This window comes from Bacteroidota bacterium, assembly GCA_016213405.1.
Classification (GTDB): Bacteria; Bacteroidota; Bacteroidia; order Palsa-948; family Palsa-948; genus Palsa-948.
Genome location: JACRAM010000110.1, coordinates 12954 through 39212 on the forward strand (window position 1 = coordinate 12954; position 26259 = coordinate 39212).

A 26259-nucleotide genomic window follows, 5' to 3' on the forward strand; every position below is an offset into this window, starting at 1 on the left:
GTTTTAGAGATCGTTAATGATAGTATTTGTATTGATATTTTCTTCAAGAAAGGTTTTGATTTCATCTTCAGATACATTTTCATCAATGGTTAATGCCGTTGCTGAATTAGTTGAAAGATATTCTTCGGTAATAGAGTTGTCATCAATATTATAAAGAGACGAATTATCTATGATGTATTGAATATCATTCTGGGTGAGAACATACTCATTCTGAGAAGAAGGCGGATTCTGAGAAAAATAAATAAGAAGAAAAGCCATGGCGGATAAAATTGCCAGTGATGCAAATGACAATGCAGGATTTAAAGAAAAAACTTGTTTCACCTCTGTAGAATGAATCCTTTCCATAATCTCCTGCGGGAGATAATCAAAATAATTTTCAGGAACTTTGAAATTGTTTTCCTTTTTTATGTCTTTGCTGATGCCCATTTGATTCTTTGATGATTGGTAAATGAAAAGGTTTAATTGCTCTTTATATATTCTTCAATTTTTTTAACTGCAAAATGATACGATGCTTTGAGCGCTCCAACCGATGTTCCGGTCACTGCCGACATCTCCTCATACTTTAGTTCATCGTAATACTTCATATTAAACACAATCCGTTGTTTCTCAGGTAGTTTTAATATGGCTTGCTGAAGTTTAAGTTGAATATCATCTCCGCTGAAGAAGTTGTCGTCTTTTAACGAATTTGCCAGTTTATTCTCAACATTTATTATAGGAATAAAAAATTTGTTTCGCTTCTTTCTCAGAAAAGAAAGCGCTTCATTGGTTGCGATGCGGTAAATCCAGGTGAAGAGCTGCGCTTCTTCTTTGAAGTTATCAAGGTTCTTCCATACTTTTACGAATGTTTCCTGCGTAACATCGTTAGCATCATCATGGTCAATGACTATTCTGCGAATGTGCCAGTAAACTTTTTGCTGGTATTTACGAACGAGAAGATTAAAAGAATAGTTGCGCGTATCCGGATGGCGGAAACGCTCCAGCAATTCTTTATCGCTTAATTCTTCTGACACGAAAGGTTGAACCGGTTTGGCTCTTTGACGTTATATTCCGCAAATGGTTTAATCGCTAAATAATATCAAACACATGCAATAGGGCGATGATCGCTGCAATAAACCAAAGTCCTGCACCGGCAGTAATTCCCCCTATCCAAATACCTCCGGATAGAATGCAGAGAATAAGGGTTATCCAAAACCAATTGGTAATACTTGGCATATCTTTGATATAAACACCCAGCGGAGGAATAAAAATTGCAGCAAGTACCATCATAAACATCATTAACCCAGCGTCTGAAAAAGAAAAATGTGAAAGGTTTTTTCTTGCGTGTTTAAGAATGTCTGATTTCTTATAGTAATTAACAGAAACTTCAGTGCGCGCAGTTGCCTTAAGAGTATTTATTACCTTGGGTTCTGCAGTACTATAAATATTTATCTCAGGATGAGCAATAATGATTTCTTTCTGTGTTATAGAAGCAGATACGAGTGTTTCAGAACATTTATTTTCTCTCTGGCCAACTATAGTTTGAGATTGTGTTTTATCTTGGAACTTCACAGAAGCATGCTCAGTTTCTTGTCCTTCATTAGAATGTTTTGTTCTTGGAAAGTTATAATATTTTCTTTGCGCAAACTCTTCCTTATGAAGAAATGCGCAGGAGGAAACCAAAGTTGATGTGATAAACAAAAAAAGCAATGTTCTGACAGAAATTGATTTCATAATCGTAAGTTTGGTAAGCAATGATATGACATAAATCAAACCTGAACAAAACGCAAGGGTAATGATTATCAACAGAGCGTGTGTTAGTATCTGAGTCAGCTGTTTTTATTTTTATTTTTGGAAGAACATCCTGAATGCTACGCCATCTTTCCATACAGAATTATGCCCTGATAGAGAAAATCGAAATTGATTTCCCTGAAGGACTTTCTATCATTACAGGAGAAACCGGAGCGGGAAAGTCAATTCTCTTGGGGGCATTGTCATTAATTGCCGGCAGCAGGGCAGATTCTTCTTCACTTCAGGATAAAACAAAAAAGTGCATTGTGGAAGTAATCTTTGATATAAAAAATTATTCCATCCAAAGTTTTTTCTCCGGAAATGAACTGGATTACGCAGAGCAAACGGTGATCCGAAGGGAAGTTTCTCCTGAAGGAAAGTCACGCGCATTCATTAACGATACGCCTGTGAACCTTGCTCAGTTAAGAGAATTGTCGTTTGAGTTAATTGACATTCACTCCCAGCATGAAACGCTTACACTTAACGAAGCGGTCTATCAGTTATCTGTGGTGGATGCTTTTGCAAAAACAGCTGATACTATTGAGAAATATAAAACTGATTACAGAAAATATAAAGAAGTTGAAAAGCATCTTGCTGAATTAATTGAGAAAGAAAAACAATCAAAAATGGATGCCGATTACTGGCAGTTTCAGTTTGATGAGTTTGAACAGTTGAATCTGCAGGCTGGCGAACAGGAAAAAACTGAAGAAGAACTAAAAGTGCTGGAGAATGCTGAGGAAATAAAATCTGTTCTTGAAAAAATAAGCACTGCATTGAATGGAGGAGAGCAGAATATTCTGACTTCTCTTAACGAAAATAAAACGCAGTTGTCATCAATTTCAAAATTAAATTCTGCTTATTATGAATTGCTTTCGCGCATCAACAGTGCACATATAGAACTGAAAGACATTGCCAGTGAAATAGAATCTATTGCTGAAAAAGTTTCGTTTAATCCTAAAAGAGCGGAAGCATTAACCAGCCGCCTTGATGAAATCTATCGGCTTCAGAAAAAACATCAGGTAAATTCCGTGGAAGCATTATTAGAGGTAAAGACTAAGGTCGAGGCAAGGTTGTGGGAAAATTCATCTCTCGAAACAGAAATAAATAAACTGAGGCAGGAAATGGAGAAGATGCGTGAAAAACTTTTCATACTTGCGAAAAGAATATCTGCCGAGAGAAAAAAATCTCTTCCAAAGCTTGAGAAAGAAGTAAGCGCATTGCTTTCTTCCCTCGCCCTGCCGAACGCTCAGTTTCGTGTTGAACATATTTTACTTGAAATGCTGACTGAGCAGGGAATAGATAAAATAAAATTTCTGTTCTCGGCAAACAAAGGAAGCGGTCTTAAAGAAATAAGCAAAGTGGCATCGGGTGGCGAACTTTCACGCCTGATGCTCAGCATCAAATCCCTCATAGCGACAAATACAGCTTTACCCACCATCATCTTTGATGAAATTGATGCAGGCGTGAGCGGTGGAGTAGCAGAGCAAGTGGGAAAAATGATTTTAGGAATGTCCGGTTCAATGCAAGTAGTTGCAATTACTCACCTTCCGCAAATTGCAAGCAAAGGCAATTCTCATTTCACGGTTTACAAAGAAGAAAAATCAGAAAGAACATTCACGCAAATAAAATTCCTGTCAAAAGAAGAGCGCATAAAAGAAATTGCAAAAATGCTGAGCGCAGGAAAACCTACAGATGCATCTGTAAAGAACGCGAAGGAATTGCTGAAACTGTGATGCAAAAGCAATATGTATATTTGCTCATAGTTCAAATTTTCATTTATGCCAAACAACTTACTCAAAGGAAAACGCGGAATTATTACGGGTGCGCTTGATTCAAATTCCATAGCATGGAAAGTGGCTGAACGTTCTTTTCAGCAAGGAGCAATATTTACGCTTACCAACGCGCCTGTAGCCATGCGCATGGGAGAAATTCAAAAATTGGCAGATGCAACTAAATCAGAAATCATTCCTGCAGACGCAACCTCCATAGAGGATTTAACCCTATTGTTTCAACGATCTCAGGAAATTCTTGGTGGTAAGATTGATTTCGTTTTGCATTCCATTGGCATGTCGCCCAACGTGAGAAAGAATATCCCTTACACGGAACTCAATTATGAATTCTATCATAAGTCCATTGATATTTCGGCTATGTCTTTTCACAAAATGCTGAACGTTGCCATGAAGCTGGATTCGCTCAGTGAAGGCGCAAGCGTGGTTGCATTAACCTATATAGCAGCACAAAAAACATTTCCTTTTTATAATGACATGGCGGAAGCAAAAGCAATGCTGGAGTCCATCGCGAGAAGTTTCGGCTATCATTACGGGAAGAAAAATAAAGTAAGAGTGAACACTGTTTCACAATCACCGACAAAAACAACCGCTGGTGCAGGCATAAAAGGGTTTGAAGATTTTTACAGCTATGCAAATGCGATTTCTCCTATTGGAAATGCCAGTTCTGAATCCTGCGCGGATGTATGCATTGCCCTGTTCTCTGATTTGACAAGAATGATTACCATGCAGAATATTTATAATGATGGCGGATACTCAAATACAGGCGTAAGCACAGAAGTGATGGAAAAGTTTATGGAATAATTATATTTTTTTTGATGAAGAGGACAGCCGGCATACTTTTAATAATTATTTGTTTTTTCATTTTAACAGGATACGCTCAGGTTAAACCCAAGCTTAGAAAATCCATTCGTGCCGAATTTCAATTACCCAAAGCAACATCCAATCCTGCTTTTAAAAAAACTTTTTCGGGAGTGTTTAATACAGGACTATCCATGAACTTCGGAGGCAAGCATTTTAATGCTGGAGGATTTTATTCCTTTACACAGTATCAGATTTTTCCAAAGTTTTTTGAAGATCCGCACAGCATTCTCGCTAATCACACGGCTGGAATCAAACTTACCTACGACCTTTTCACGTCAACACGCAGCGGAATATTTTCTCCGTTTATTGCTCCCGGCTATAGTTTCATGAGTTACACACGCATCAAATGCAAAAACAATATGCCTTACAACACCCATCCGTCCGCGCTGAGTATGAACACTGGCATGTGCTATACTATTATGATGGATGAATGGATTGGCGCGGGGTTCATCATCGGCTACAACATGATTGACCATGTTTTTCGTCCTGAAAATATTTGCCTTGATGAATGGGGACTGAACTATGACGAGAGCGATAAAAAAGGTTCGCTTCAGAATATTTTTTTCGGCTTCAGCGTGTATTTTGATCTTGCCTGGAAACCGGAAACAGCAGAATAATTTTTCAACAGTAAAGTCGGGGCGAGAGGATTTGAACCTCCGATCTCCACGTCCCGAACGTGGCGCGATACCGGGCTTCGCTACGCCCCGAATTAATTGAAACTAAAGAAATAAATTTTAATAAAGATAAAATGTACCCGGGACTGGACTTGAACCAGCACACCTTGCGGCATACGCCCCTCAAACGTACGTGTCTACCAATTCCACCACCCGGGCAAAAAAATTATTAAGAACACAAATTGGGAGGCAAAAGTAAGGATTTCTGAATAGGATGGAGAGAAAATTATCAATGGAAAATATCCTGCATCACAAGCGGGCGCTCATTTTCTCTCCATATAAAATTTTTAAGTTTGAATTCGTCAGGTATGTAATCGCTCATAGGGAAAAGTGTGGCATCTGGTTTTTTTAGAAAAGTGATATTATCAACTGCGTTTTCTTTCAGATAGATTATCAGGTCGCTGCATTCTGCTTTGTTCACACCAATCATCTTTTCTTTGTCCTTGGCAAAATAAATTGTCTGCCCGTTTCCTTCCACATAAATTTTTACGAGATTGTTATCCTTGAAATAACCTGTCATCTGCTTTCCCTTTATCTGATTGTACATGGCAGAATCTTTTTTCGCTAAACTATCGGGAAGCAGTGTGTGCGATGACGTATCAACTTTTGAAATTATCATTGACAACTTTTCAAGGAACATATTTTTGATTTCTCCGTTACTCATTTTTATATTTATTTTTTCGGCAGTCAGCTGATTGGCTTCTGACCAGAGAACGGGAGCTTTGAAAAGTTTCATCAGAGAATCTCGGTCGGAATAGGTGAGTGAATCACATTTTCCCTGCAAGTCATCTTTAAAAAATTTGACATGATGATAGGCAACTACTTTTCTCCACGATTGAGAAGTGTCTTTTTCATGTTTGGCATTCAGGGCATATTCAGTGATGGCGCACAGCGTATCAGAATGAAGAAAGAGCGTATCGTCTTCATAAAATTGTTTCAGCAAAGCATTTTTTGTGATGATTGATTTTTCAGTTTCCTCGTTATGAATGGCATAATCACCGGCAATAATTATTCTTTCCGAAGTATCAATGATGCTCACATTCCTGAATGCCTGCCCTATGCCTTTGTTCCGGTCATAGGCAATGCTGTCGCCTTTGAGTTTTTGGTTTTTAGAAATGAGGTAAGAGTTTTTGCTGAACTGCGAAGTGTTTTTCTCTGTATCGTACCAACCGTTTTCGCAATAAATAAAATTCTGATCGCTTTTTATTATTGTAGGACCATAGAAATAAGAAACTTTTGAACCCGTGTTGTAAAGCAGCGTATCGCTGTTCATCACGTATTCAGGATTGGTGAGCACCACATTCTGCTTGAAGGAAAATGATTTGGTATCGGCATGATAATATCCTTTCTGGCTGGTGAGCGTATTCTGCTTGCTCACGATGGTTCCTCCGCTGGTGTAAGTGGCAACGGAAGAATGCATGTCATAAAATAATTGTTCGGTGGTGAGCGTCATTTCTTTATCGCTGAGGCGAATGTTTTTCTGAACTTCAGCCATGCGCGTGTTGCCATCATACTTCAGCAATTGCCCGAATAAATTCAGCGTATCTCCCTGCTGAATATGAATGTTGCTGAATGCGTCTATTTTATTATTGGGGTAGAGGTAAGCGCTGTCGCACGACATTAAAACCCCTTCGTGCCTGAACTGCACATTTCCAATCAGCCGTTTCACATCCTTGCCGAGTTTCTCATCAAACTCGAGCGAGTTGGCGTGGAGGAGTTCTACCTTTTTGGTTTGGGAAAAAGACAATACAGAATACAGAATGAAGAATAAAGAATAAAGAAAACTACTTTTCATATTGCGCAAAGATAGGGAACAAAATTAAAAACTATCATTCCGACCTGTTCCGTATTTATCGGGAGTAAAGCGAGGAATCTCGCAGTAGGAGATTTCTCCTTTCAGTCGAATTGGCAAAAAAAAATCCCGGATACTGTGCTTCTCCGGGATTTTTTTTTTCGGATTAAGTTTTCGGTTTCCTGACCGGACGCCTGCGCTCGCTTGTGCGAGTGCCGCCCAGCATCTCCACCTCACTTGAATCGCGCCCAAACTCCGATACGGCACCTTTGAGAACTTCAGCAAACATTGCTTTCAGTTTCTCTTCGGCAGCCAGCACTTCGTTGAGCGCTTTATCCGATGCATCCAACTCCTTATTATAAGTTCCATTCAGCTTTTCGCATTTGGTAATTTGCTCCTCCATTTCTTTCTGCGTAATGGGGCGGTCTTTACCGCCATAATCCACTGTGCGCGATACCATCTCATCAATCTTCTGCATTGCCGACAGGCGAACTTCTGACTTGCTTACAATTATGGGTTGTTTTCTTTTTCTTTTTGCCATGATTAAATACCTCCTTTTCAAATGTTATAACGCAAGCATTGTGCCATATTGTATATGAGAAATGTTAAAAGATGTTAACAGGTTTGTTGCTTTTGCTTACGCGATAGTTAATGTTGTATAAACAACCTTAAAAATTGAACGAATAACATTTGAAGCTGAACGAACAACATTTTATTTTAAATGAACGATATTTAAAATTGAATGAATTACTTTTAAAGATGAATGAATAACATTTAATGCTGAATGAGCAACACTTAATGTTATATGAACAACATTTAATGTTGGATAAGCAAAAGCAAATGTTCACCCAAGCATTTTTGAGTTTGGACGATGGAATTCAATAACTCATCTAAAAGTTTGTTAAAAACAGTTACAAATTCATGTTATGAATTACCTTTCACAAATTAATAGATACAATCTAAAAGGGGTGTACGACAAAATGCACCTATCTCAATTCCTCTGCGGTTCTCTGCGTAAATCTCCGCGCTCTCTGCGGTTACTGTATTTTTTAACATCCTTTACCGCAGAGTTCGCAAAGAAACAGCCCGCAGAGAACGCTGAGAAGTGCAAAATTGTCGTACATCCATCTAAAAGTTAGCAGAAATGCTAAAAAAGAAAAGACAGTACCTTTGACAGCTACTTTGTATCTTTACAGTAATTCAAATCCAATGAAAAACCTTTTGTTCATGCTATGGCGACAAATTACATCACTACACATATTGAATAACAAATAAACTAGCATAGAATGAAAAAGAAATTTATTTTGCTGACTTCTACACTCATTTTTATTAGTGTAAATATAAATGCTCAGTGGGCACTTGTTGGTTCTGCTGGTTTTTCCGCAGGTCAGACATATTTTAATTCCATAGCAATTGACGGTAATGGCACTCCTTATGTAGTTTATCAGGATTTTGGAAATTCATGGAATGCAACTGTTATGAAGTATAATGGGACAAATTGGGTAAATGTTGGTTCTCCTGGATTTTCTACAGATACTGTATTTTATACTGATATAGCTATTAACAATAATAATGAACCTTTCGTGGTATATCAGGATTTTGGAAATTCATATAGAGCCACTGTAAAAAAATTTGATGGGACAAATTGGGTGAATGTTGGTTCTGCCGGGTTTTCAGCGGGAGCAGCATTTTATAATTCAATAGCAATGGACACAAACGGAACTCCTTATGTCGCATATCAAGATGGTGGAAATTCGTGGAAAGCTACGGTAATGAAGTTTGACGGTACAAATTGGGTAAATGTTGGTTCTCCCGGGTTTTCTCCTGACCAAGTTGTAGACGGACCCAAAATAAAGATTAGTAATAATGGTACACCATTCGTGGTTTATCAAGACCCAGGCATCTCAAGAAAAGCGACAGTTATGAAATTCGATGGTACAAACTGGACTATTGTCGGTTTACAAGGTTTTTCTGCCGATACAGCATATAATCCATCAATTGCAATAGACAGTAATAATACTCCTTTTGTAGTTTATGGAGATTATTCCATTTCCGGAAAAGCAACAGTTATGAAATTTGACGGTATGAATTGGGTTACTGTGGGTGCGGCAGGGTTCTCTGCTGGTTATGCCCTAAGTACATCTATCGCCATTGACAATAACGGAACTCCACTTGTAGTTTATTCAGATTATGGAAATAACTACAAAGCAACAGCAATGAAGTTTAACGGAACTAATTGGATTAATGTTGGTAATGCAGGATTTTCAGCAGGAGGAGTAGTTTATACTTGCATAAAAATTGATGACAACGGAACCCCTTACGTTGTTTACCAAGACGGAGCACATTCAGGCAAAGCCACAGTCATGAAGTTTATAGGTTCTAATGGTATTCTAAATACCTTGATAGAGATAGGTATTGACATTTATCCCAATCCCTTCTCCACACAAACAACTTTGCAAACAGACAATCTTTTACACAACGCAACTCTCACAGTTTACAATTGTTTCGGGCAGGAAGTAAAGTCATTAGTCATTAGTCATTCGCCATTCGTCATTGAGCGAGGCAATCTTCCAAGCGGACTGTATTTCATTCGGCTGACAGAAGAAAATAAAACCTATGCAAAAGAGAAATTAATAATAACGGACTGATTACAAATTCCCCAACACAAAATTCGTCAGCTTAGTATACAAATGCAGGCGCGTGTTGCCTCCGTAAATGCTATGGTTCTTATCAGGATAAATCATCAGGTCGAATTGTTTGTTTGCCTGCTGTAATGCAGAAATCATTTCGGCAGAGTTCTGAAAATGCACATTGTCATCGCCTGTTCCGTGCACAAGCAGAAAATTTCCTTTTAGTTTATCCACGTGATTGATGGGCGAATTGTCGTCATACCCTTTAGCGTTATCCTTAGGCAAACCCATATATCTCTCTGTATAAATGTTATCATAGTATATCCAGTTGGTAACGGGCGCAACCGCTATCGCCATCTTGAATATATCCGCGCCTTTCATAATGCACAGCGAACTCATGTATCCGCCATAGCTCCATCCCCATATGCCGATTCGGTTTTTGTCAACATAAGGGAGCGTGCCTAAATATTTTGCCGCTTCAATCTGGTCTTCGGTTTCATATTTTCCCAACTGCTTGTAGGTGCAATCTCTGAATTTTTTTCCGCGTCCGCCCGTGCCGCGGTTATCCACCGAAACAATAATATATCCTTTGGCGCAAAGCATCTGGTACCAGAAATAATCTCTGTCCCATGTATCATTCACGGTGTTCGCGCCCGGTCCGCCATACACAAACATCAGGACGGGAAAAGCCCCCCCTCCCCCCGAAGGGGGGATATTAAAAGAGGTGCTTTTATTTTTTCCCCCTTCGGGGGATTGAGGGGGCTTCATCATCCACCCGTTCAATTCTGTTCCATCGCTTGTTTTGAATTTGAAAAACTCTTTGGTAACAAGGTTGTAGTCGTTTAACTTTCTCAGCAAAGCAGTGTTGTCCTCCAGCGTGCGAACTTCCGCGCCATCGGCAGAGCGCAGAACGGTAACAGGCGGACGGTTTGCGTTGGTGTACGTGTGAATGTAATACGTGCAGGTGGAATTAAATTCCGCATCATCCGTTCCCGGAATGGGAGAAAGTTTTTTTCTGTTCTGTCCGTCTAATGTAATAGAGTAAAGGGTTTTTTCGTTCGGAGATATTTCATCAGACAAATAATAAATGATTTGTTTTTTGTCATCATAGCCCTTCAACTCTGTCACTTCCCAGTTTCCTTTTGTGATTTGGTAATTTAAATCTCCGTTAATATTATAAAGATAAAGATGGTTGTATCCGTCCCGCTCGCTTGTCCAGATAAACTCTTTACCGTTTGGAAGGAATGTTAAGTTGTCAGAAATTTCAATGTACGTGTCGCTGGTTTCGGTGAGAATAGTTGTTGTTTGCGCGGAGAAAGGGTAAGCAAGCAGAAGTTCTAATTTGTTTTGCAAACGGTTCATGCGCTGAATGGAAAGAACAGGCAATGTAATATCAGAACCGATTTTCATTGGCTGAAAAAACTGAGTCCACTTTATTCGCGGTATGTATTCATAATCGTTTCCTAAATCAATCATCTGTTTCAGCGCTGTCTTCACATCGTAAATAAAAATGGAAACTTTAGAATTATCTTCTCCCGCCTTTGGATATTTGAATTTGTATTCAGTAGGGTAGAGGGTTCCATACTTGTTCATGGAAAATTCTTTCACCTTGGATTCGTCAAAGCGGTAATACGCAATCTTGTTTCCGTCAGGCGACCAGAACCATGCTTTGTCAAAAGAAAATTCTTCTTCATACACCCAGTCTGTTGCGCCATTGATGATGTTGTTGACTTTTCCATCTGAAGTAACTTGTGTTTCTTTTTTCGAAGCGATGTCATAAACAAAAAGATTATTGTCGCGCACAAAACCTATTTTGCTTCCGTCAGGAGAAAACTCCGCATACATCTGTTTTCCGTTTTGCGATATAAAAGTGGTTGCCTTTGTTTTTCTGTCATAGATATAATAATTTTCTCTGGTTGAATGGCGGTAAATCTGTTCTGACTCCGAAGAGATAAGCAGTTTGCTTTCATCCGCATTGAACTGGTAATCTTCAATCTCAATGGCTGTTTGCCCCCCTTTGGAGGCAACCGAAGGTTGGGAGCGAAGCTCGAAGGGGGAGGATTTCATCCAACTGCTTTTCAAGACTGTATCAACGGCATTTCCTGTTTTGTATTCATACATCACAATGAATTGTTCTAATGTATTTGCTCCCTGCGTGGTGTAATGCTCTCCGTTCTTCATCGAGCGGATGCCGTAAATTCTTTTTACCGCGAACGTGTTTTTCTGGAAAAGGTCTTCAAGAGTGATTTCCTTTTTCTGAGCAAGAGCCCATCCCCAACCCTTCCCCAAGGGAAGGGAGAATATAATCGCTGTGATGAGTGCTAATGAATAATTCCTGTTTTGCATAAAATTATTTTAAAGTTTGAAGATACTATATTATTTCTCTCTCTTCCCTTGGGGGGGATAAGGAGAGGGACTTAGGTATATCTCTACCCTCAACTTCACATTTTCCCTTATGTTCATCCAGAAAAGATTGTAGTCAAGCACGTGATAGTTTTTGCCATTCACATATCCTCTTTTTGGTTTCTTATGAACCCAGAGCAAACCGGTGGGAGATATTTTCGCATTGGCATATTCTTTATCTATCCCCTTAAATCCATAGGGAACACTTCCAAGATTATTTGTGGCTGGAGCGGCAACAGTGTCGCGTTTCCACGTGAGAGGATTCACACATTCAAGATTATTGCCCAGATAAGAATTGTTCTTCACTCCCCATTTCTTTGTGTTCCAGCAAACCAAACATCCGGTCTGCGAGGCGGAATCACTGGCGGGAATATTTTTATATGAATTCTTTTTTAACGGACCTCCGATAATGTAGGCAGCAATTAATTTCCCCCTGAGCAGTGAGTCCTTGTCAAAATAATCATGAAGCAATTTTTCGGCATGCCATGAGCCCTGGCTGTGCGATGCGATAATGAACGGACGTCCGTTGTTGTAATTCTTCAGATAATAGTCAAAGGCTTTTTTCACATCATCATAAGCGAGGTCAAGAGATTTTTTTCCGCTTCCTTCCAGTTTGGCAAAAGCCCAAAGCACTGCCTGACGATAGCGTGGTGCATACACTTTGCAGCTTTCATTGAATACGCTTGCCTGGTGGCGAATAGTGCTTTTGTCAATCTTGCGATTCAATCTTTTTTTATTCACATCCGCATTCCAATGTTTGCCGGTGAGATAAATAGTTGGATAAATAAAGAACACATCCACTTTAGCATTTGCCTGTTCGTCTTTGATATCAGAACCATAAGGTAGTGCATCCGCGCTGTCCTTTTTAGTGGGAAGCGCAGCCCAGTATTTATCCTGAGAATAATCGGGAGCAGCTGCTATTTTGGAATGGTCAAAAGATTTGATGGGAGCGAGGCAGGAGGCGAACAGCAGTGGCAGCAGCAGACAGGAAAATCGTTGATACATTTTTATAACTGAATTGTTTGCGAAGTTAATAATCTGTGTAATCTTGTATTTGAACCGGTGTAATCATGTTCACAAAGATTAGTCCAAAACACATAGAGCAGTTCCAGAACATTGTCGGAAAAGAAAATGTATTATTTGATACTGATTCTCTTTCAAACTATTCCCATGATGAAACAGAGGATTTAAAATTTCTTCCTGAAGTTGTACTAAAGCCAAACTCTGCTGAACAGATTTCAGAAATTCTGAAACTGTGCAACAAGGAATTAATTCCTTTAACTCCCCGCGGAGCAGGAACCGGATTAAGCGGAGGTGCGTTGCCTGTGTTTGGTGGTGTGATTCTTTCCACTGAAAGATTAAATAAGATTCTTGAAATTGATGAGCGTAATTTGCAGGCGACTGCTGAGCCGGGTGTCATTACTCAGGTGTTTCAGGAAGCGGTGATTGAAAAAGGGTTGTTCTATCCGCCCGATCCATCGAGTAGGGGAAGTTGTTTTCTCGGAGGCAATCTGGCAGAAAGTGCCGGAGGACCAAGAGCAGTAAAATATGGCGTAACAAAAGAATATGTGCTGAATCTTGAAATGGTTCTGCCTACAGGAGAAATCATCTGGACAGGAGCAAATGTTCTGAAAAATTCTACCGGATATAATTTAACTCAACTTATTGTCGGCAGTGAAGGAACTCTTGGAGTTATTACAAAAATTGTTTTCAAACTTCTGCCCCATCCGAAAAAAAACGTAGTGATGTTGGTTCCTTTCTTCTCTGCGGAGAAAGCAAGCGAAGCGGTGTCAGCAGTTTTCCGCGCGGGAGTAATCCCTTCTGCTTTGGAATTTATGGAGCGTGATGCCATTGATTTTGCCCACCTCCATCTCCTCCCGAAGGGAGGAGTGCACTGGCAAAAAGTCCTTCCCTTTGGGAAGGATTTAGGATGGGCTGCATTTCTTCTTATTGAAGTGGACGGAAACGATTTAGAAGTGATGATGAAAGAGGTGGAGCGAATCACAGAAGTAATGGAAAAGTATGAATGCGGTGAAATTCTTTTTGCAGATACCGAAGAGCAGAAAGAAAATCTTTGGCGCATGCGAAGGTGTCTTGGCGAAGCGGTAAAATCACATTCCGTTTACAAGGAAGAAGATACGGTTGTTCCCCGCGCTGAACTGCCAAAACTTCTGGCTGGCGTGAAAGCAATAGGGAAGAAGTACGGTTTCAAATCCGTTTGCTATGGACATGCGGGAGATGGAAACTTACACGTGAATATTATCAAAGCAGAAATGTCTGACAACAATTGGAACAATGAAATTCCCAAAGCTATTCGCGAAATATTTACTGTCTGCAAGGAACTGAAAGGAACTATTTCTGGCGAGCACGGCATCGGCTGGGTGCAAAAGAATTACATGGACATTGCTTTTCATCCCAAAGCCATCTTGCTTCAAAAAGAAATAAAAAAACTTTTTGACCCGAATGGGATTATGAATCCGGGAAAGATGTTTGTATAATCATCCAAAAGAGATGATTTTTTTCATGGATAAATATTTACTTTCTTTATCACTGTAATTGTATCTGCAACAGAAGTCGGATTTTCTACATTTACATCAGATTATGAAACGATTGTTTTTTCCTCTGTTGATATTCATCCTGTTTATCTGTAAATTTTCTATTGCAGAAAACACAGACTCGCTTGAAATAGCATTGAGTAATGCAAAAGAGGACACCGTTAAGTTTTACATTCTTGATGAACTCACCTGGGACTTTCTTTATTCAGATATTGAAAAAGCAGAACGATACGGAAAAGACGCGCTTCGTCTGGCTTCAGCGTATGATAACCAGAAAAACCTCGGACAGGCGCATCATAATCTCGCAACCGTATTTCTTCAGCAGAACAAAAATGACAGTGCGCTGTTTCATTTCAAACAGGCAATCCGGATTTTTGAGGAAGCAGGCATGGATGAAAAAACATCGGGTTCATACAACGGTGTGGGAAATGTATATCTCTATCAGGGTATTTTCGAAAAAGCATTGGAGAATTATTTGCAATCACTTCGGCTTCTTGAAAAAGGTAATGGCAAAAAAAATAAAGTCGGGTTGGTTACAGCCAATATCGGCATCGTGTATTACAATCTGAACAATTTCGACAAGGCGATAGAATACTACAACCGCGCATTGCAAATCAGCATTGAAACGGCTGACTCCTCGGGCATGGCAACTTGCTGCAGTAACCTCGGAAATGTTTTTAAAGATAAACTGGAGTATAACAAATCAGAAAACTATTTTAAGAAAGCCATTGCAATTTTCGAAAACCTCGGAGAAACATACGGGCTGGCAAACTGCTACGCAAACATCGGTGCGGTGAAGATGCGCAATAAAAATTATCCTGAAGCAATCGGTTATTACATGCGGGCGATGGATATATACAAAGAACTGAAAAGCGATGATGGAATTGCAACTGTTTATTTCGACCTGGGAGGTATAAATCTTGAAATGAAAAAATACCGCAAAGCAATTGACTATCTGAATCAAAGCATTGACATTGCAAAAAAAATTGGCGCCAAGAACAGGATTATGGAAGGATACAGCGTGCTGCATGAAGTATATTTTGAAATGAATGATTTAAAGAATGCGTACAAATACATGAATTTATTCATGCAGGTGAAGGACACTGTGCTGAACGAGGAAAACTCAAAAAGTATAGCGCGTATGCAAACCATATACGAAACCGAAAAAAAAGAACAAGAACTGGTGGCTAAAAATGCAGAATTAAAAAAGAACCAGTCGGAACTTAAACAAAAAACTATTCAGCGAAATGCAATTTTATTCGGAGGAATAATTTCTCTCGCGCTGATGGTTGTTGTTTACTTCGGATACCGGGAAAAGAAAAAGGCAAACATTGCCATTACGCTTCAGAAAGAAGAAATAGAGCAGAAAAATAAAGACATCACGGACAGTATTAACTACGCGAAGAGAATACAAACAGCTATTCTTCCGTCCAGCCAATTTATCAGAAATTTATTTCCGGAATCGTTTGTCTATTACCAGCCACGTGATATTGTAAGCGGTGATTTTTATTTTTTCGCTGAAGTAGGAAATAAAAAGATTGTAGCCGCATGTGATTGTACCGGGCACGGGGTTCCTGGCGCGTTCATGAGCATGATAGGAAATGATTTCCTTCACCGCATAGTAAATGAACTGCAGATTACCGATACGGCACAAATGCTCAATGAACTGCATAAAAATGTTTTGCAGGCAATGAATCAGGGAGAGAATAACCGGACATCGTATGATGGAATGGACATGGTTGTATTATGTTATGATCCCGGGAAAAAAGAAGTTCAGTATTCTGGCGCAGTCCGCCCGATATATTATTTTGACGTTTCAGGATTTCATGAAGTAAAGGGAGACCGTTATTCCATTGGCGGAGTAGCCGCGAGTTCTTTTGAATTTTCTTCACGCAAAATATCAGTGAGCCATAGCACTTCCTTTTATCTTTTTTCTGATGGGTATGCCGACCAGTTTGGCGGCAGCGATGGAAAAAAATTTATGGCGAAACGATTCAAAGACCTTCTTTTATCTATGCAGAATAAAAAAATGGAAGAACAGGAAAAGGGTTTGGATGAAAAATTACAGGTATGGAAAAAAGAAAGGGAACAGGTGGATGATGTACTTGTAATCGGAATCAGGATTTGAATTTCTTCCACATGCTGATTACTTCTTTCATATCTTCAGGCAAATCAGATTCAAACTCCATAAGCTTTTTTGTAGTGGGATGTTTGAATGAAAGATATTTCGCGTGAAGCGCCTGCCGGGAACAAATCTGAAAACATTTTTCAACCATTCCCTTATATTTTGCGTTGGCTGAACTCTTCAACACTTTATCGCCACCGTAATCAATATCTCCGAAAACCGTATGCCCGATGTGTTTCATGTGTACGCGAATCTGGTGAGTGCGCCCTGTTTCTAATTTGCATTCTACCAGCGAAACATAGCCGAGACTTTCAATGAGTTTGTAATGTGTGATTGCTGCCTTTCCATGATTCCCATCCGGATAAGCAGCCATTTTTTTTCTATCGCTCTGACTTCTGCCGATGTGCACATTCACCGTGCCTTCTTTTTCTTTCGGTTCTCCCCATACAAGCGCCACGTATCTTCTGGAAATATTTCTGTCAAACATGTCCTTAGCCAGTTTAGCAAGAGATAATTCATTTTTTGCTATAATAATTAATCCTGAAGTTTCTTTATCAAGGCGATGAACCAATCCGGGGCGGACAGATGAGTCTTGCCCCTGCCCTAAAGGGAGTACAGGTGATTGCTTTTTGTTTTTTTCGCCCTTTAGGGTCGGGGCTTGGTTTAAGTAATACAGCAACGCGTTCACCAATGTCCCGGTATAATTTCCATAAGCTGGGTGAACCACCATTCCGGCTTTTTTATTTATTACAAGTAAATCATCATCTTCATAAACAATATCAAGCGGAATATTTTCGGGAGTGATATGGATTTCTTTCGGAGGATAGGCGAGAACTATCGTAATAACATCTTCAGGTTTTACTTTGTAACTTGATTTAACAGATTTGCCGTTCACATGGATATTGCCCGCTTCAGCGGCATACTGAACCCTTGTGCGGGTAGAATTTGCAATGTGAGAGAAAAGATATTTGTCAATGCGGACTGGTTCCTGTCCTTTATCAACAACAAATTTTTTATGATCGAATAACTCTTCTTCTTTATGTTCTTCTTCAGTATTCATAGTCATTCGTTTTTATATCTGACCTTCGGTCGCAACCTACGGTTGCCTTCGGAGTCCAACGTGAATAGAAAATATTCTGCTATTCACATCCAACCCTTTCAGGGTTGAACAACTTCATCGTATAATAAAGTTTATAAATTTGCACAAAATATTCCAATCGCCTTTGAATATACTCAGGTGATTAAAAGCGGAAGTAGCTCAGTTGGTAGAGCACTACCTTGCCAAGGTAGATGTCGCGAGTTCGAGCCTCGTCTTCCGCTCTGAAAAGGAAATAAAGGTATAGGGTATAAGGAAGCTCTAAAAACTCAAATAACAAAAAACAAATCTCAAATAATCTCCAATGACCAAAATTCAAAATTCAAAACAATACAAAACAACTCGTTTCTGCTGTTTGTTTGACTATTTGAATTTGGAGTTTGTAATTTATTTGTCATTTGGGATTTGTATTTTTGGATTTTAGAGATGCCTATAAGAAAAATACATTCTCATCTACCCTATACCCTATACCCTAAAACACATGAGCGAAAACCATACTTCCCTTTTTGCTGTTTCTCCAATTGACGGAAGATACCGCGCACAGACCAAAGAACTCTCGGATTATTTTTCTGAATATGCTTTAATAAAGTACCGCCTGTTTGTTGAAGTGGAATATTTCATCGCTCTTTGTGAACTTCCTTTACCTCAACTGAAAGATTTCGGAAAGAAAAATTATGAAAAGCTGAGAAAAGTTTACATGGAATCCTCTCCGAAAGATGCAGAGAAGATTAAAGAGATTGAATCGGCAACAAATCATGATATGAAAGCGGTTGAATATTTCCTCAAGGAAAAGTTTGATGCAATGAAGTTTTCCAAACATAAAGAATTCATTCATTTCGGACTAACTTCTCAGGACATTAACAATACGGCAAATCCGCTTCTCTTCAAAGATGCCGTTAACCATGTGTACATTCCGCTTATTGAAAAAATCACTAACGACCTGAATGCACTGAGCGAAGCGTGGAAAGATATTCCCATGCTCGCACGCACGCACGGGCAGCCCGCATCTCCCACACGATTGGGAAAAGAATTAAAAGTATTTGTAGAACGACTGGCAATTCAAAAGAAACAATTAATTGAAATTCCCTTCTGCGCTAAGTTTGGCGGAGCAACCGGAAATTTTAACGCGCATCATGTAGCGTATCCGAATGTGAAATGGATAAACTTCGCCAACCGGTTTGTGAAGGAAACTCTTGGTTTGCATCGCTCTCAATACACTACTCAGATTGAGCATTACGATAATCTTGCCGCGCAGTTTGACGCCATGAAGCGCATCAACACCATCCTGATTGATTTATGCCGTGATATCTGGCTCTATGTTTCGATGAATTATTTTAAGCAGAAGATTAAGAAAGGAGAAGTGGGTTCATCGGCAATGCCTCATAAAGTAAACCCGATTGATTTTGAAAACGCGGAAGGAAATCTTGGAATTGCGAATGCCATCTTTGAACATTTGTCCGCTAAACTTCCTGTATCAAGACTGCAAAGAGATTTAACCGATTCAACTGTGCTGAGAAACATCGGAGTTCCGTTTGCCCATTCACTCATTTCTTTTAAATCTATTCTGAAAGGATTTGGAAAACTGATTGTGAACAAAGAAGCAATAGAAAAAGATTTGGAAAACAACTGGGCGGTAATTGCTGAAGCCATACAGACAATTTTAAGAAGAGAAGGATATCCCAAACCTTACGAAGCGCTGAAAGAATTCACCCGCACTAATTCCAAATTAGGTAAAAAGGAAATCTCACACTTTATTGATTCTCTTAAAGTGGATAAGAAAGTGAAAGAAGAGTTGAGAAAGATAACTCCGTTTAATTATACGGGCGTTAATTAAAATGGAGCCGATTGTACTTGACATAAAATATTCGCCTGAAGATTTACAAAAAAGCTACGAACTACATTACAAGGTCTATTATCCTGTAAGAAGTAAACTGCTCTTAATTCTCGGCATTCTCCTTATTGTTGTAGGCGGGTTATTATTCTTCATAGATTACATCAGGCAAGAAAGCGAATGGTTGTCTTGGTTTTATATCGTGCTGGGAGGATTGTCTGTTGTTTATCATTTCTGGAAAATAAGCACCATGGGAAAAAAGATGTTCAGGCGAATGCCGGATTTTCAGGCATCACATAATTTCATTATCAATGATGCGGGTGTAAATGGAAAAAGCGCTACCATGTCATCGGAAGTGAAGTGGGAACATTACAAGGAAGCTGTTTTGGCAAGTGAAATGATTCTCCTTTATATAAATCCATTCAGGTTTAATATTTTTCCAAAAAAGTTTTTCAAGAATGGTGAGTTTGAAAAGCTGAAGGAAATAGTAATCAGTAAAGTGAAGCCGATAAGACAACTCAAATAAAAAGGCAGACGTTTTTTTCATCTGCCCTTTGTTTCTAATTTATTACTTGAAATTTATTCTTCTTTCTTCTTCGTCTTTTTTCCTGTTCCGATTTTTCCATCGGAATCTTTCGGCTTCACCACTTTTATAGTTGCTTCTTCCGCTCCTTTTTCATAGTCAATTTCAATGGTGTCGCCTTCAGCAGCGCCTGCATTGATGATTTCTTCCGCAAGAGGGTCTTCAATATATTTCTGAATCGCACGCTTGAGCGGGCGGGCTCCGTATTGAGTATCAAATCCTTTGTCAACTATGAAATCCTTAGCGGCTTCTGTCACTTTGATAGTAAAGTTCAGCGTGCCAACGCGCTTATAAAGTTTATCCAGTTCCACTTCAATAATCTTATGGATGTGCTCCTTGGTGAGTGAATTGAACACCACCACATCATCAATGCGATTCAGAAACTCAGGAGCAAAACTTTTCTTCAGCGCTCCTTCAATCACTCCTTTGGCAAAACCATCAGCAGAAACATTTTTTGCCGCAGTGGCAAAACCAACTCCCTGTCCGAAATCTTTTAACTGGCGTGTGCCGATGTTAGAGGTCATGATGATGATGGCGTTTTTGAAATCTACTTTTCTTCCGAGAGAATCGGTGAGCTGTCCGTCATCCAGCACTTGCAAAAGAAGATTGAACACATCAGGGTGTGCTTTTTCAATTTCATCAAGCAGGATGATGGAGTAGGGCTTGCGCCTTACTTTTTCCGTAAGTTGTCCGCCTTCTTCATAGCCGATATAGCCGGGAGGCGCTCCTATCAAACGAGACACGGCAAACTTCTCCATGTATTCGCTCATGTCAATACGAATCATCGCATCATCGGCATCAAACAAATATTTTGAAAGTTCTTTAGCCAGTTGGGTTTTTCCTACACCGGTTGGTCCAAGGAAAATGAACGAACCGATTGGTTTGTTCGGATCTTTCAGCCCGGCACGATTGCGCTGAATAGCTTTCACTACTTTTTTAATGGCTGCTTCCTGTCCGATAACTTTGTCCTGCAATGCTTCGTTCATATTTACAAGACGTGAACTTTCCTTCTGCGCGATGCGCTGAACCGGAACTCCGGTCATCATAGCCACCACTTCAGCTACATTATCTTCTGTAACCACCTGCCGGTGCGTTTTGGTATCTTCTTCCCAAGCTTTCTTTGCAACTTCTAATTGTTCCAGCAATTGTCTTTCAATATCGCGGAGGCGTGCCGCTTCTTCAAACTTCTGGCTTTTCACCACTTTGCTTTTCTGATCCTTTATTTCTTCCATCTTCTTCTCTATCTCAAGAACATTTTCAGGAACTTTGATGTTGATGATGTGAATTCTTGAACCTGATTCATCCAAGGCATCAATCGCTTTGTCAGGAAGATTTCTGTCAGACATATAGCGCGTAGTAAGATTCACGCACGCTTTAATAGCATCATCTGTATAGGTAACATTATGATGGTCTTCGTATTTTGATTTAATGTTGTGAAGTATCTGAATGGTTTCATCCACAGAAGTAGGTTCAATCATCACGCGCTGAAACCTGCGGTCAAGCGCTCCGTCTTTTTCAATGTACTGGCGATACTCGTCTAAAGTGGTTGCTCCAATGCACTGAATTTCTCCTCTTGCAAGAGCGGGCTTAAACATGTTGGATGCGTCAAGCGAACCGGACGCACCGCCTGCTCCTATAATTGTGTGAATCTCGTCAATGAACAAAATCACATCGGGTGATTTTTCCAATTCATTCATTACCGCTTTCATTCGTTCTTCAAACTGACCGCGATATTTAGTCCCCGCTACCAGTGACGCAAGGTCGAGCATCACAACACGCTTGTTGAATAACACGCGTGATACTTTGCGCTGAGTAATCCGGAGCGCAAGACCTTCTACAATTGCTGATTTACCGACTCCCGGTTCTCCTATGAGAATCGGGTTGTTCTTTTTTCTGCGGCTGAGAATCTGAGAAACCCGTTCAATTTCTTTTTCTCTTCCCACAATAGGGTCGAGGCGGCCTTCTTCTGCCGCTTTGGTTAAATCTCTTCCGAAATTATCAAGCACAGGAGTTTTTGAACGCGATTCGCCACCGCCTTTCTTCGGATTGCTTCCGTAGGATGTATCATCATCGTCATCATCTGCCTGTGTGGGAAATTCTGCTTTAGGATCAAATAAAGGGGATTCCGGATTCATTGTTTCTAATTTTTCTTTTACCACTTCATAATCCACATTGAATTTATGAAGTGATTTGGTTGCTATGCTGTCATTATCTTTTAATATGGCTAACAAAAGATGTTCCGTTCCAATCAATTCGCTTTTCAGTTCTCTCGCTTCCAAATGCGTGAATTTGATGGCGCGCTCCGCCTGTTTCACCAATTGTATGTTCTGTAATTTGAAAGTGCTTTTCTTGCCGGGTGTGGCAATGGATATTTCAAGTTCTTTCCTCAGATCAGAAAGATTGATGTTCAGGTCTTTCAGTATCTTAATTGCCTTGCCAGTTCCTTCACGTATCATTCCTAATAAAAGATGCTCAGGTCCGATGTAGGAATGACCTAAACGGAGAGCCTCCTCTCTGCTGAAAGAAAGGACATCTTTTACTCGCTGTGAGAATTTCGCTTCCATAGGTTTTGAGAGTATGATGTTTTTATCTCGCTGATGGTTGCATGGGTTTACCCCGTTGGATTTTACTTTTAGTTCTTTTTATTACGTAATTTACTAAAGACATCCTACGGGGTTTAACGCTTGTCATGGTTGAAATGTTACGTCTGCTCAAAAATAAACATATTCACACAGGTCAAATGTATATTTCGCAACGTCACCTATCCCGTCAAAAGCAAGCATATTTTCCAACATGAAAATGTTCATAATTAAAGGGTTTGGAGTATATTTATCGCATGGATAAATCGGTTATTTTCACAGCAAAAGTTTACTGTTTTCTGTTTACAGTTTACAGTTCAATACAAGATACAAAATGGCAAGTTTCAAACGGTTTGAAGACATAGAAGCGTGGAAGTTAGCGCGAGAAATATCAAAAGAAATTTATAAAGTTTCCGGTATCGGAATATTTGCCAGAGATTTTGAGTTAAAAAATCAGGCACGAGCGTCATCCGGTTCTATGATGGATAATATCGCGGAAGGATTTGGCAGAGGAGGCAAAAATGAATTTGTTCAGTTTCTTACAATAGCAAAAGGTTCTGCTGAAGAATTGAAGTCGCAATTGTATCGTTCATTAGATAATGAATATATCTCTGAAAGCATATTTGAAAACATATACACAAAAACAGATACTTATAGCAAAATGACAGCTGGTTTAATTTCATATTTAAACCAATCATCCATCAAAGGAGAAAAGTTCAAGAATAGAGTAAACTAACCAAAAACAGAAAACTGTAAACTGAAAACTCTTTTAGTATAATTGGCTGTTGAACCGTAGACAGAAAACCGTAAACCGTAAACCTTTTTTGTATGGCTGAAGACAAAATCATTAACGTAAATATTGAAGATGAAATGAAGGTTGCCTACATTGATTATTCAATGTCGGTGATCGTATCGCGCGCGCTTCCCGATGTGCGTGACGGATTCAAACCCGTGCACCGCAGAGTTCTTTATGGAATGCAGGACTTAGGTGTATTCTCCAACCGCCCCTATAAAAAGAGTGCCAGGATTGTCGGAGAAGTTTTAGGCAAATACCATCCGCATGGAGATTCATCTGTGTATGATACCATGGTGCGCATGGCTCAGCCATGGTCGTTGCGATATCCGTTGGTTGACGGACAAGGCAACTACGGTTCTGTGGATGGAGATCCTCCGGCAGCCATGCGTTACACCGAAGCGAGAATGAAAAAGATAGCGGAGGAAATGCTTGCTGATATTGAAAAAGATACCGTTGACTTCCGCCCGAACTTTGATGATTCGTTGACTGAGCCAACTGTTCTTCCTACACGAATTCCGAATCTGCTTGTGAATGGCGCTTCAGGCATTGCAGTGGGAATGGCAACCAACATGCCACCGCATAACCTCACAGAAATAGTTAACGCCACCATCGCTTACATTGATAACCGCGACATTACGGTGGATGATCTGATGAAATTTGTAAAAGCTCCCGACTTTCCTACAGGAGGAATTATTTACGGATTCGAAGGCGTGAAAGAAGCATTCCATACCGGAAGAGGAAGAGTGGTGATGCGTGCCAAGTATGAAATTGAAGAACATAAAGGAAGAGAGCGCATTATCGTTTCAGAGATTCCGTACATGATCAATAAAGCCAAGCTGATTGAAGACACCGCAAATCTTATTTCAGATAAAGTGATTGAAGGCATTTCAGATATCCGCGATGAATCCGACAGAGACGGAATGCGCATAGTATATGAACTGAAAAAAGATGCCATTTCAAAAGTGGTGGTCAATAATCTTTTTAAGCGCACAGAACTTCAGTCCAGTTTCAGCGTGAACAATGTGGCACTCATAAACGGAAGACCGCAGTTATTAAATCTCAAGCATCTCATAGCAAGTTTTGTCGAGTTCAGGCACGAGGTGGTGGTGCGCAGAACCAAATTTGAATTAGCCGAAGCGGAAAAGCGCGCTCATATATTAGAAGGATATTTAATTGCGATTGATAATTTAGATGAAGTCATTAAAATCATACGTGCGGCTAAAACTCCTGATGAGGCAAAAACAGGATTGATTGCCCGTTTTAAATTCAGCGAAGAGCAGGCAAAAGCCATTCTTGAATTACGCCTGAGAGTTCTCACCGGACTTGAGCGCGACAAGATACGTGCCGAGTACGAAGACCTGATGAAAATGATTGCGTTCTTAAAAGATGTTCTGGGCGATGAAATTCTCCGCTATGAAATTATCAAGAACGAACTCAATGAAGTAAAAGAAAAATACGGTGACGAGCGCAGAACCGAAGTGGTGTATGCGGCTGACGAGATGAACATGGAAGCGCTTATCCCCGATGAAAAAGTGGTAGTTACCATTTCTCACATGGGCTACATCAAGCGCACCGATTTAAAGGAATACCGCAAGCAGGGGAGGGGAGGCAAAGGTTCAAAAGGAAGCGCCACCCGCGAAGAAGATTTTCTCGAACACATGTTTGTTGCCAGCACGCATAATTATCTTTTGTTCTTCACCGAAAAAGGAAGATGCTTCTGGCTCAGGTGCTATGAAATTCCCGAAGGAACAAAAACAACAAAAGGCAGAGCACTTCAAAACGTAATTCAAATTCCGCCCGATGATAAAGTGAAGGCGTTTGTTAACGTGAAATCAATTACGGATGCGGAATACATCAATAATCATTTCGTGGTGATGTGCACCCAACAAGGCACCATCAAGAAAACCACGCTTGAACAATATTCACGCCCGCGCGCGAATGGAATTCATGCCATAAAAATTGACGAAGAAGCAAAAGATGTATTGATAGCAGCAAAGCTTACAGACGGAAAATCTGAAATAATGATTGCCCTTAAATCAGGAAAAGCCGTTCGCTTCCCTGAAGGAAAAATTCGCCCAAGCGGAAGAACAGCAGCCGGAGTGCGCGGAATCAGATTGAATGAAGAAATGAAAGACGATAAAGTGATAGGAATGATTTGTATAAAACATCTTGAGCAAACCGTATTGGTAGTTTCTGAAAAAGGTTATGGCAAGCGCACACCGGTGGATGAATACCGAATAACAAACAGAGGAGGAAAAGGAGTGCGCACCATCAACATCACAGAGAAGACAGGCAACCTCATAGCCATACGCGATGTAACGGATAAAGACGACCTGATGATTATCACCACCAACGGAATCACTATTCGCATGGCAGTTTCTGATCTCAAAGAAAAAGGAAGAGCCACTCAGGGCGTGCGTGTGATTGATTTAGCGGATGGAGATGAAATTGCAGCCGTGGCAAAAGTGGATGTGGAAGCGCAGGAGGAAAACGGAAATGAAACCCCTTCGGCAAATCCTCCAGCTCCTGAAAATCCAACGGAAGAAAGTCCAAGTTAAGCAATATCGAATACTGAATAAAGAATAATAGACATTATTCCGAATAAGGGTTTATGTGCTTGATTTTAGATATATTACCAATGAAAAAAATCTTTAACACAGAGAACACTGAGCAGACAGATTCTGTGTTATCTCCAAATTTTTTTTGAAGATTTTTATATACTATTTCACTATTTAAAACTTTTCTATTTTTGCCCTTGCAAGACCAATTTAATTTCT

Annotated in this window: 19 protein-coding genes and 3 tRNA genes; 11 read left to right on the forward strand and 11 right to left on the reverse strand. The window is 39.9% G+C overall.

Features of this window, described 5'->3' with window-relative positions:
• Positions 1 to 3: 3 nt before the first annotated feature.
• The 3 genes from HY841_13230 to HY841_13240 are packed head-to-tail and all read right to left on the reverse strand — an operon-like array spanning position 4 to position 1710.
• The gene (locus HY841_13230; GenBank protein MBI4931726.1) at positions 4 to 426 is read right to left on the reverse strand and encodes a hypothetical protein; all 423 of its coding nucleotides are present in this window, start codon (positions 424 to 426) and stop codon (positions 4 to 6) included.
• Positions 427 to 458: 32 nt separating this feature from the next.
• Positions 459 to 1010: a sigma-70 family RNA polymerase sigma factor gene (locus HY841_13235; GenBank protein MBI4931727.1), complete on the reverse strand. Its 552-nt coding sequence runs from the start codon at positions 1008 to 1010 to the stop codon at positions 459 to 461.
• 55 nt (positions 1011 to 1065) lie between these two features.
• Positions 1066 to 1710: a YqaE/Pmp3 family membrane protein gene (locus HY841_13240; protein ID MBI4931728.1), complete on the reverse strand. Its 645-nt coding sequence runs from the start codon at positions 1708 to 1710 to the stop codon at positions 1066 to 1068.
• Between the two features lie 134 nt (positions 1711 to 1844).
• Here HY841_13240 and recN point away from each other — a divergent pair, with 134 nt between their 5' ends.
• Genes recN through HY841_13255 form a run of 3 tightly spaced genes read left to right on the forward strand, consistent with a single transcriptional unit; the run spans position 1845 to position 5035 of the window.
• Positions 1845 to 3500: a DNA repair protein RecN gene (gene recN, locus HY841_13245; GenBank protein ID MBI4931729.1), complete on the forward strand. Its 1656-nt coding sequence runs from the start codon at positions 1845 to 1847 to the stop codon at positions 3498 to 3500.
• A gap of 45 nt (positions 3501 to 3545) precedes the next feature.
• Entirely contained in the window at positions 3546 to 4358 is an 813-nt protein-coding gene (locus tag HY841_13250; protein MBI4931730.1) for an SDR family oxidoreductase, read from the forward strand.
• Positions 4359 to 4372: 14 nt separating this feature from the next.
• Positions 4373 to 5035 (forward strand): hypothetical protein, encoded by a 663-nt coding sequence (locus HY841_13255; protein ID MBI4931731.1) that lies wholly within the window; start codon positions 4373 to 4375, stop codon positions 5033 to 5035.
• Between the two features lie 16 nt (positions 5036 to 5051).
• Here the strand turns inward: HY841_13255 and HY841_13260 are convergent.
• The 4 genes from HY841_13260 to HY841_13275 form a co-directional block, all read right to left on the reverse strand.
• Positions 5052 to 5125 (reverse strand) — tRNA-Pro (locus HY841_13260).
• Positions 5126 to 5169: 44 nt separating this feature from the next.
• A tRNA-Leu gene (locus HY841_13265) sits at positions 5170 to 5251 on the reverse strand.
• Positions 5252 to 5321: 70 nt separating this feature from the next.
• A complete protein-coding gene (locus HY841_13270; GenBank protein MBI4931732.1) occupies positions 5322 to 6887 on the reverse strand; it encodes an organic solvent tolerance protein OstA in 1566 nt (521 codons plus the stop codon).
• A 163-nt stretch (positions 6888 to 7050) separates the two neighbouring features.
• Complete coding sequence (locus tag HY841_13275; protein MBI4931733.1) at positions 7051 to 7425, reverse strand: hypothetical protein; 375 nt, start codon at positions 7423 to 7425, stop codon at positions 7051 to 7053.
• 745 nt (positions 7426 to 8170) lie between these two features.
• Between HY841_13275 and HY841_13280 the strand changes: the two genes are divergently transcribed.
• Positions 8171 to 9532: a T9SS type A sorting domain-containing protein gene (locus HY841_13280; protein MBI4931734.1), complete on the forward strand. Its 1362-nt coding sequence runs from the start codon at positions 8171 to 8173 to the stop codon at positions 9530 to 9532.
• On the opposite strand, the gene HY841_13285 is transcribed toward HY841_13280, so the two are convergent.
• Together HY841_13285 and HY841_13290 are read right to left on the reverse strand one after the other, a co-directional pair.
• Positions 9533 to 11860 (reverse strand): S9 family peptidase, encoded by a 2328-nt coding sequence (locus HY841_13285; protein MBI4931735.1) that lies wholly within the window; start codon positions 11858 to 11860, stop codon positions 9533 to 9535.
• Between the two features lie 30 nt (positions 11861 to 11890).
• Positions 11891 to 12922 (reverse strand): DUF3089 domain-containing protein, encoded by a 1032-nt coding sequence (locus HY841_13290; GenBank protein MBI4931736.1) that lies wholly within the window; start codon positions 12920 to 12922, stop codon positions 11891 to 11893.
• A gap of 65 nt (positions 12923 to 12987) precedes the next feature.
• Between HY841_13290 and HY841_13295 the strand changes: the two genes are divergently transcribed.
• Both HY841_13295 and HY841_13300 read left to right on the forward strand, forming a co-directional pair.
• Positions 12988 to 14415 (forward strand): FAD-binding protein, encoded by a 1428-nt coding sequence (locus HY841_13295; GenBank protein ID MBI4931737.1) that lies wholly within the window; start codon positions 12988 to 12990, stop codon positions 14413 to 14415.
• A gap of 103 nt (positions 14416 to 14518) precedes the next feature.
• Positions 14519 to 16600 (forward strand): tetratricopeptide repeat protein, encoded by a 2082-nt coding sequence (locus HY841_13300; protein ID MBI4931738.1) that lies wholly within the window; start codon positions 14519 to 14521, stop codon positions 16598 to 16600.
• On the opposite strand, the gene HY841_13305 is transcribed toward HY841_13300, so the two are convergent.
• Positions 16590 to 17663: an RluA family pseudouridine synthase gene (locus tag HY841_13305; protein MBI4931739.1), complete on the reverse strand. Its 1074-nt coding sequence runs from the start codon at positions 17661 to 17663 to the stop codon at positions 16590 to 16592. The genes HY841_13300 and HY841_13305 overlap by 11 nt on opposite strands.
• Positions 17664 to 17844: 181 nt before the next feature.
• Between HY841_13305 and HY841_13310 the strand changes: the two genes are divergently transcribed.
• From HY841_13310 to HY841_13320, 3 genes are all read left to right on the forward strand, one after another.
• A tRNA-Gly gene (locus HY841_13310) sits at positions 17845 to 17917 on the forward strand.
• A 257-nt stretch (positions 17918 to 18174) separates the two neighbouring features.
• On the forward strand, positions 18175 to 19527 hold the full coding sequence (gene purB, locus HY841_13315; protein ID MBI4931740.1) for an adenylosuccinate lyase: 1353 nt from the start codon (positions 18175 to 18177) through the stop codon (positions 19525 to 19527).
• 1 nt (position 19528) lies between these two features.
• Positions 19529 to 20050 (forward strand): YcxB family protein, encoded by a 522-nt coding sequence (locus tag HY841_13320; GenBank protein MBI4931741.1) that lies wholly within the window; start codon positions 19529 to 19531, stop codon positions 20048 to 20050.
• A gap of 53 nt (positions 20051 to 20103) precedes the next feature.
• Here the strand turns inward: HY841_13320 and HY841_13325 are convergent, their stop codons facing one another.
• Entirely contained in the window at positions 20104 to 22671 is a 2568-nt protein-coding gene (locus HY841_13325) for an ATP-dependent Clp protease ATP-binding subunit (protein ID MBI4931742.1), read from the reverse strand.
• Positions 22672 to 23020: 349 nt separating this feature from the next.
• Here HY841_13325 and HY841_13330 point away from each other — a divergent pair, with 349 nt between their 5' ends.
• Together HY841_13330 and gyrA are read left to right on the forward strand one after the other, a co-directional pair.
• The gene (locus HY841_13330; GenBank protein ID MBI4931743.1) at positions 23021 to 23422 is read left to right on the forward strand and encodes a four helix bundle protein; all 402 of its coding nucleotides are present in this window, start codon (positions 23021 to 23023) and stop codon (positions 23420 to 23422) included.
• A gap of 92 nt (positions 23423 to 23514) precedes the next feature.
• Positions 23515 to 26040 carry a DNA gyrase subunit A gene (gene gyrA / locus HY841_13335; GenBank protein MBI4931744.1) on the forward strand — a complete coding sequence of 842 codons (2526 nt, stop codon included), beginning with the start codon at positions 23515 to 23517 and terminating at the stop codon, positions 26038 to 26040.
• The last annotated feature ends 219 nt before the right edge of the window (positions 26041 to 26259 follow it).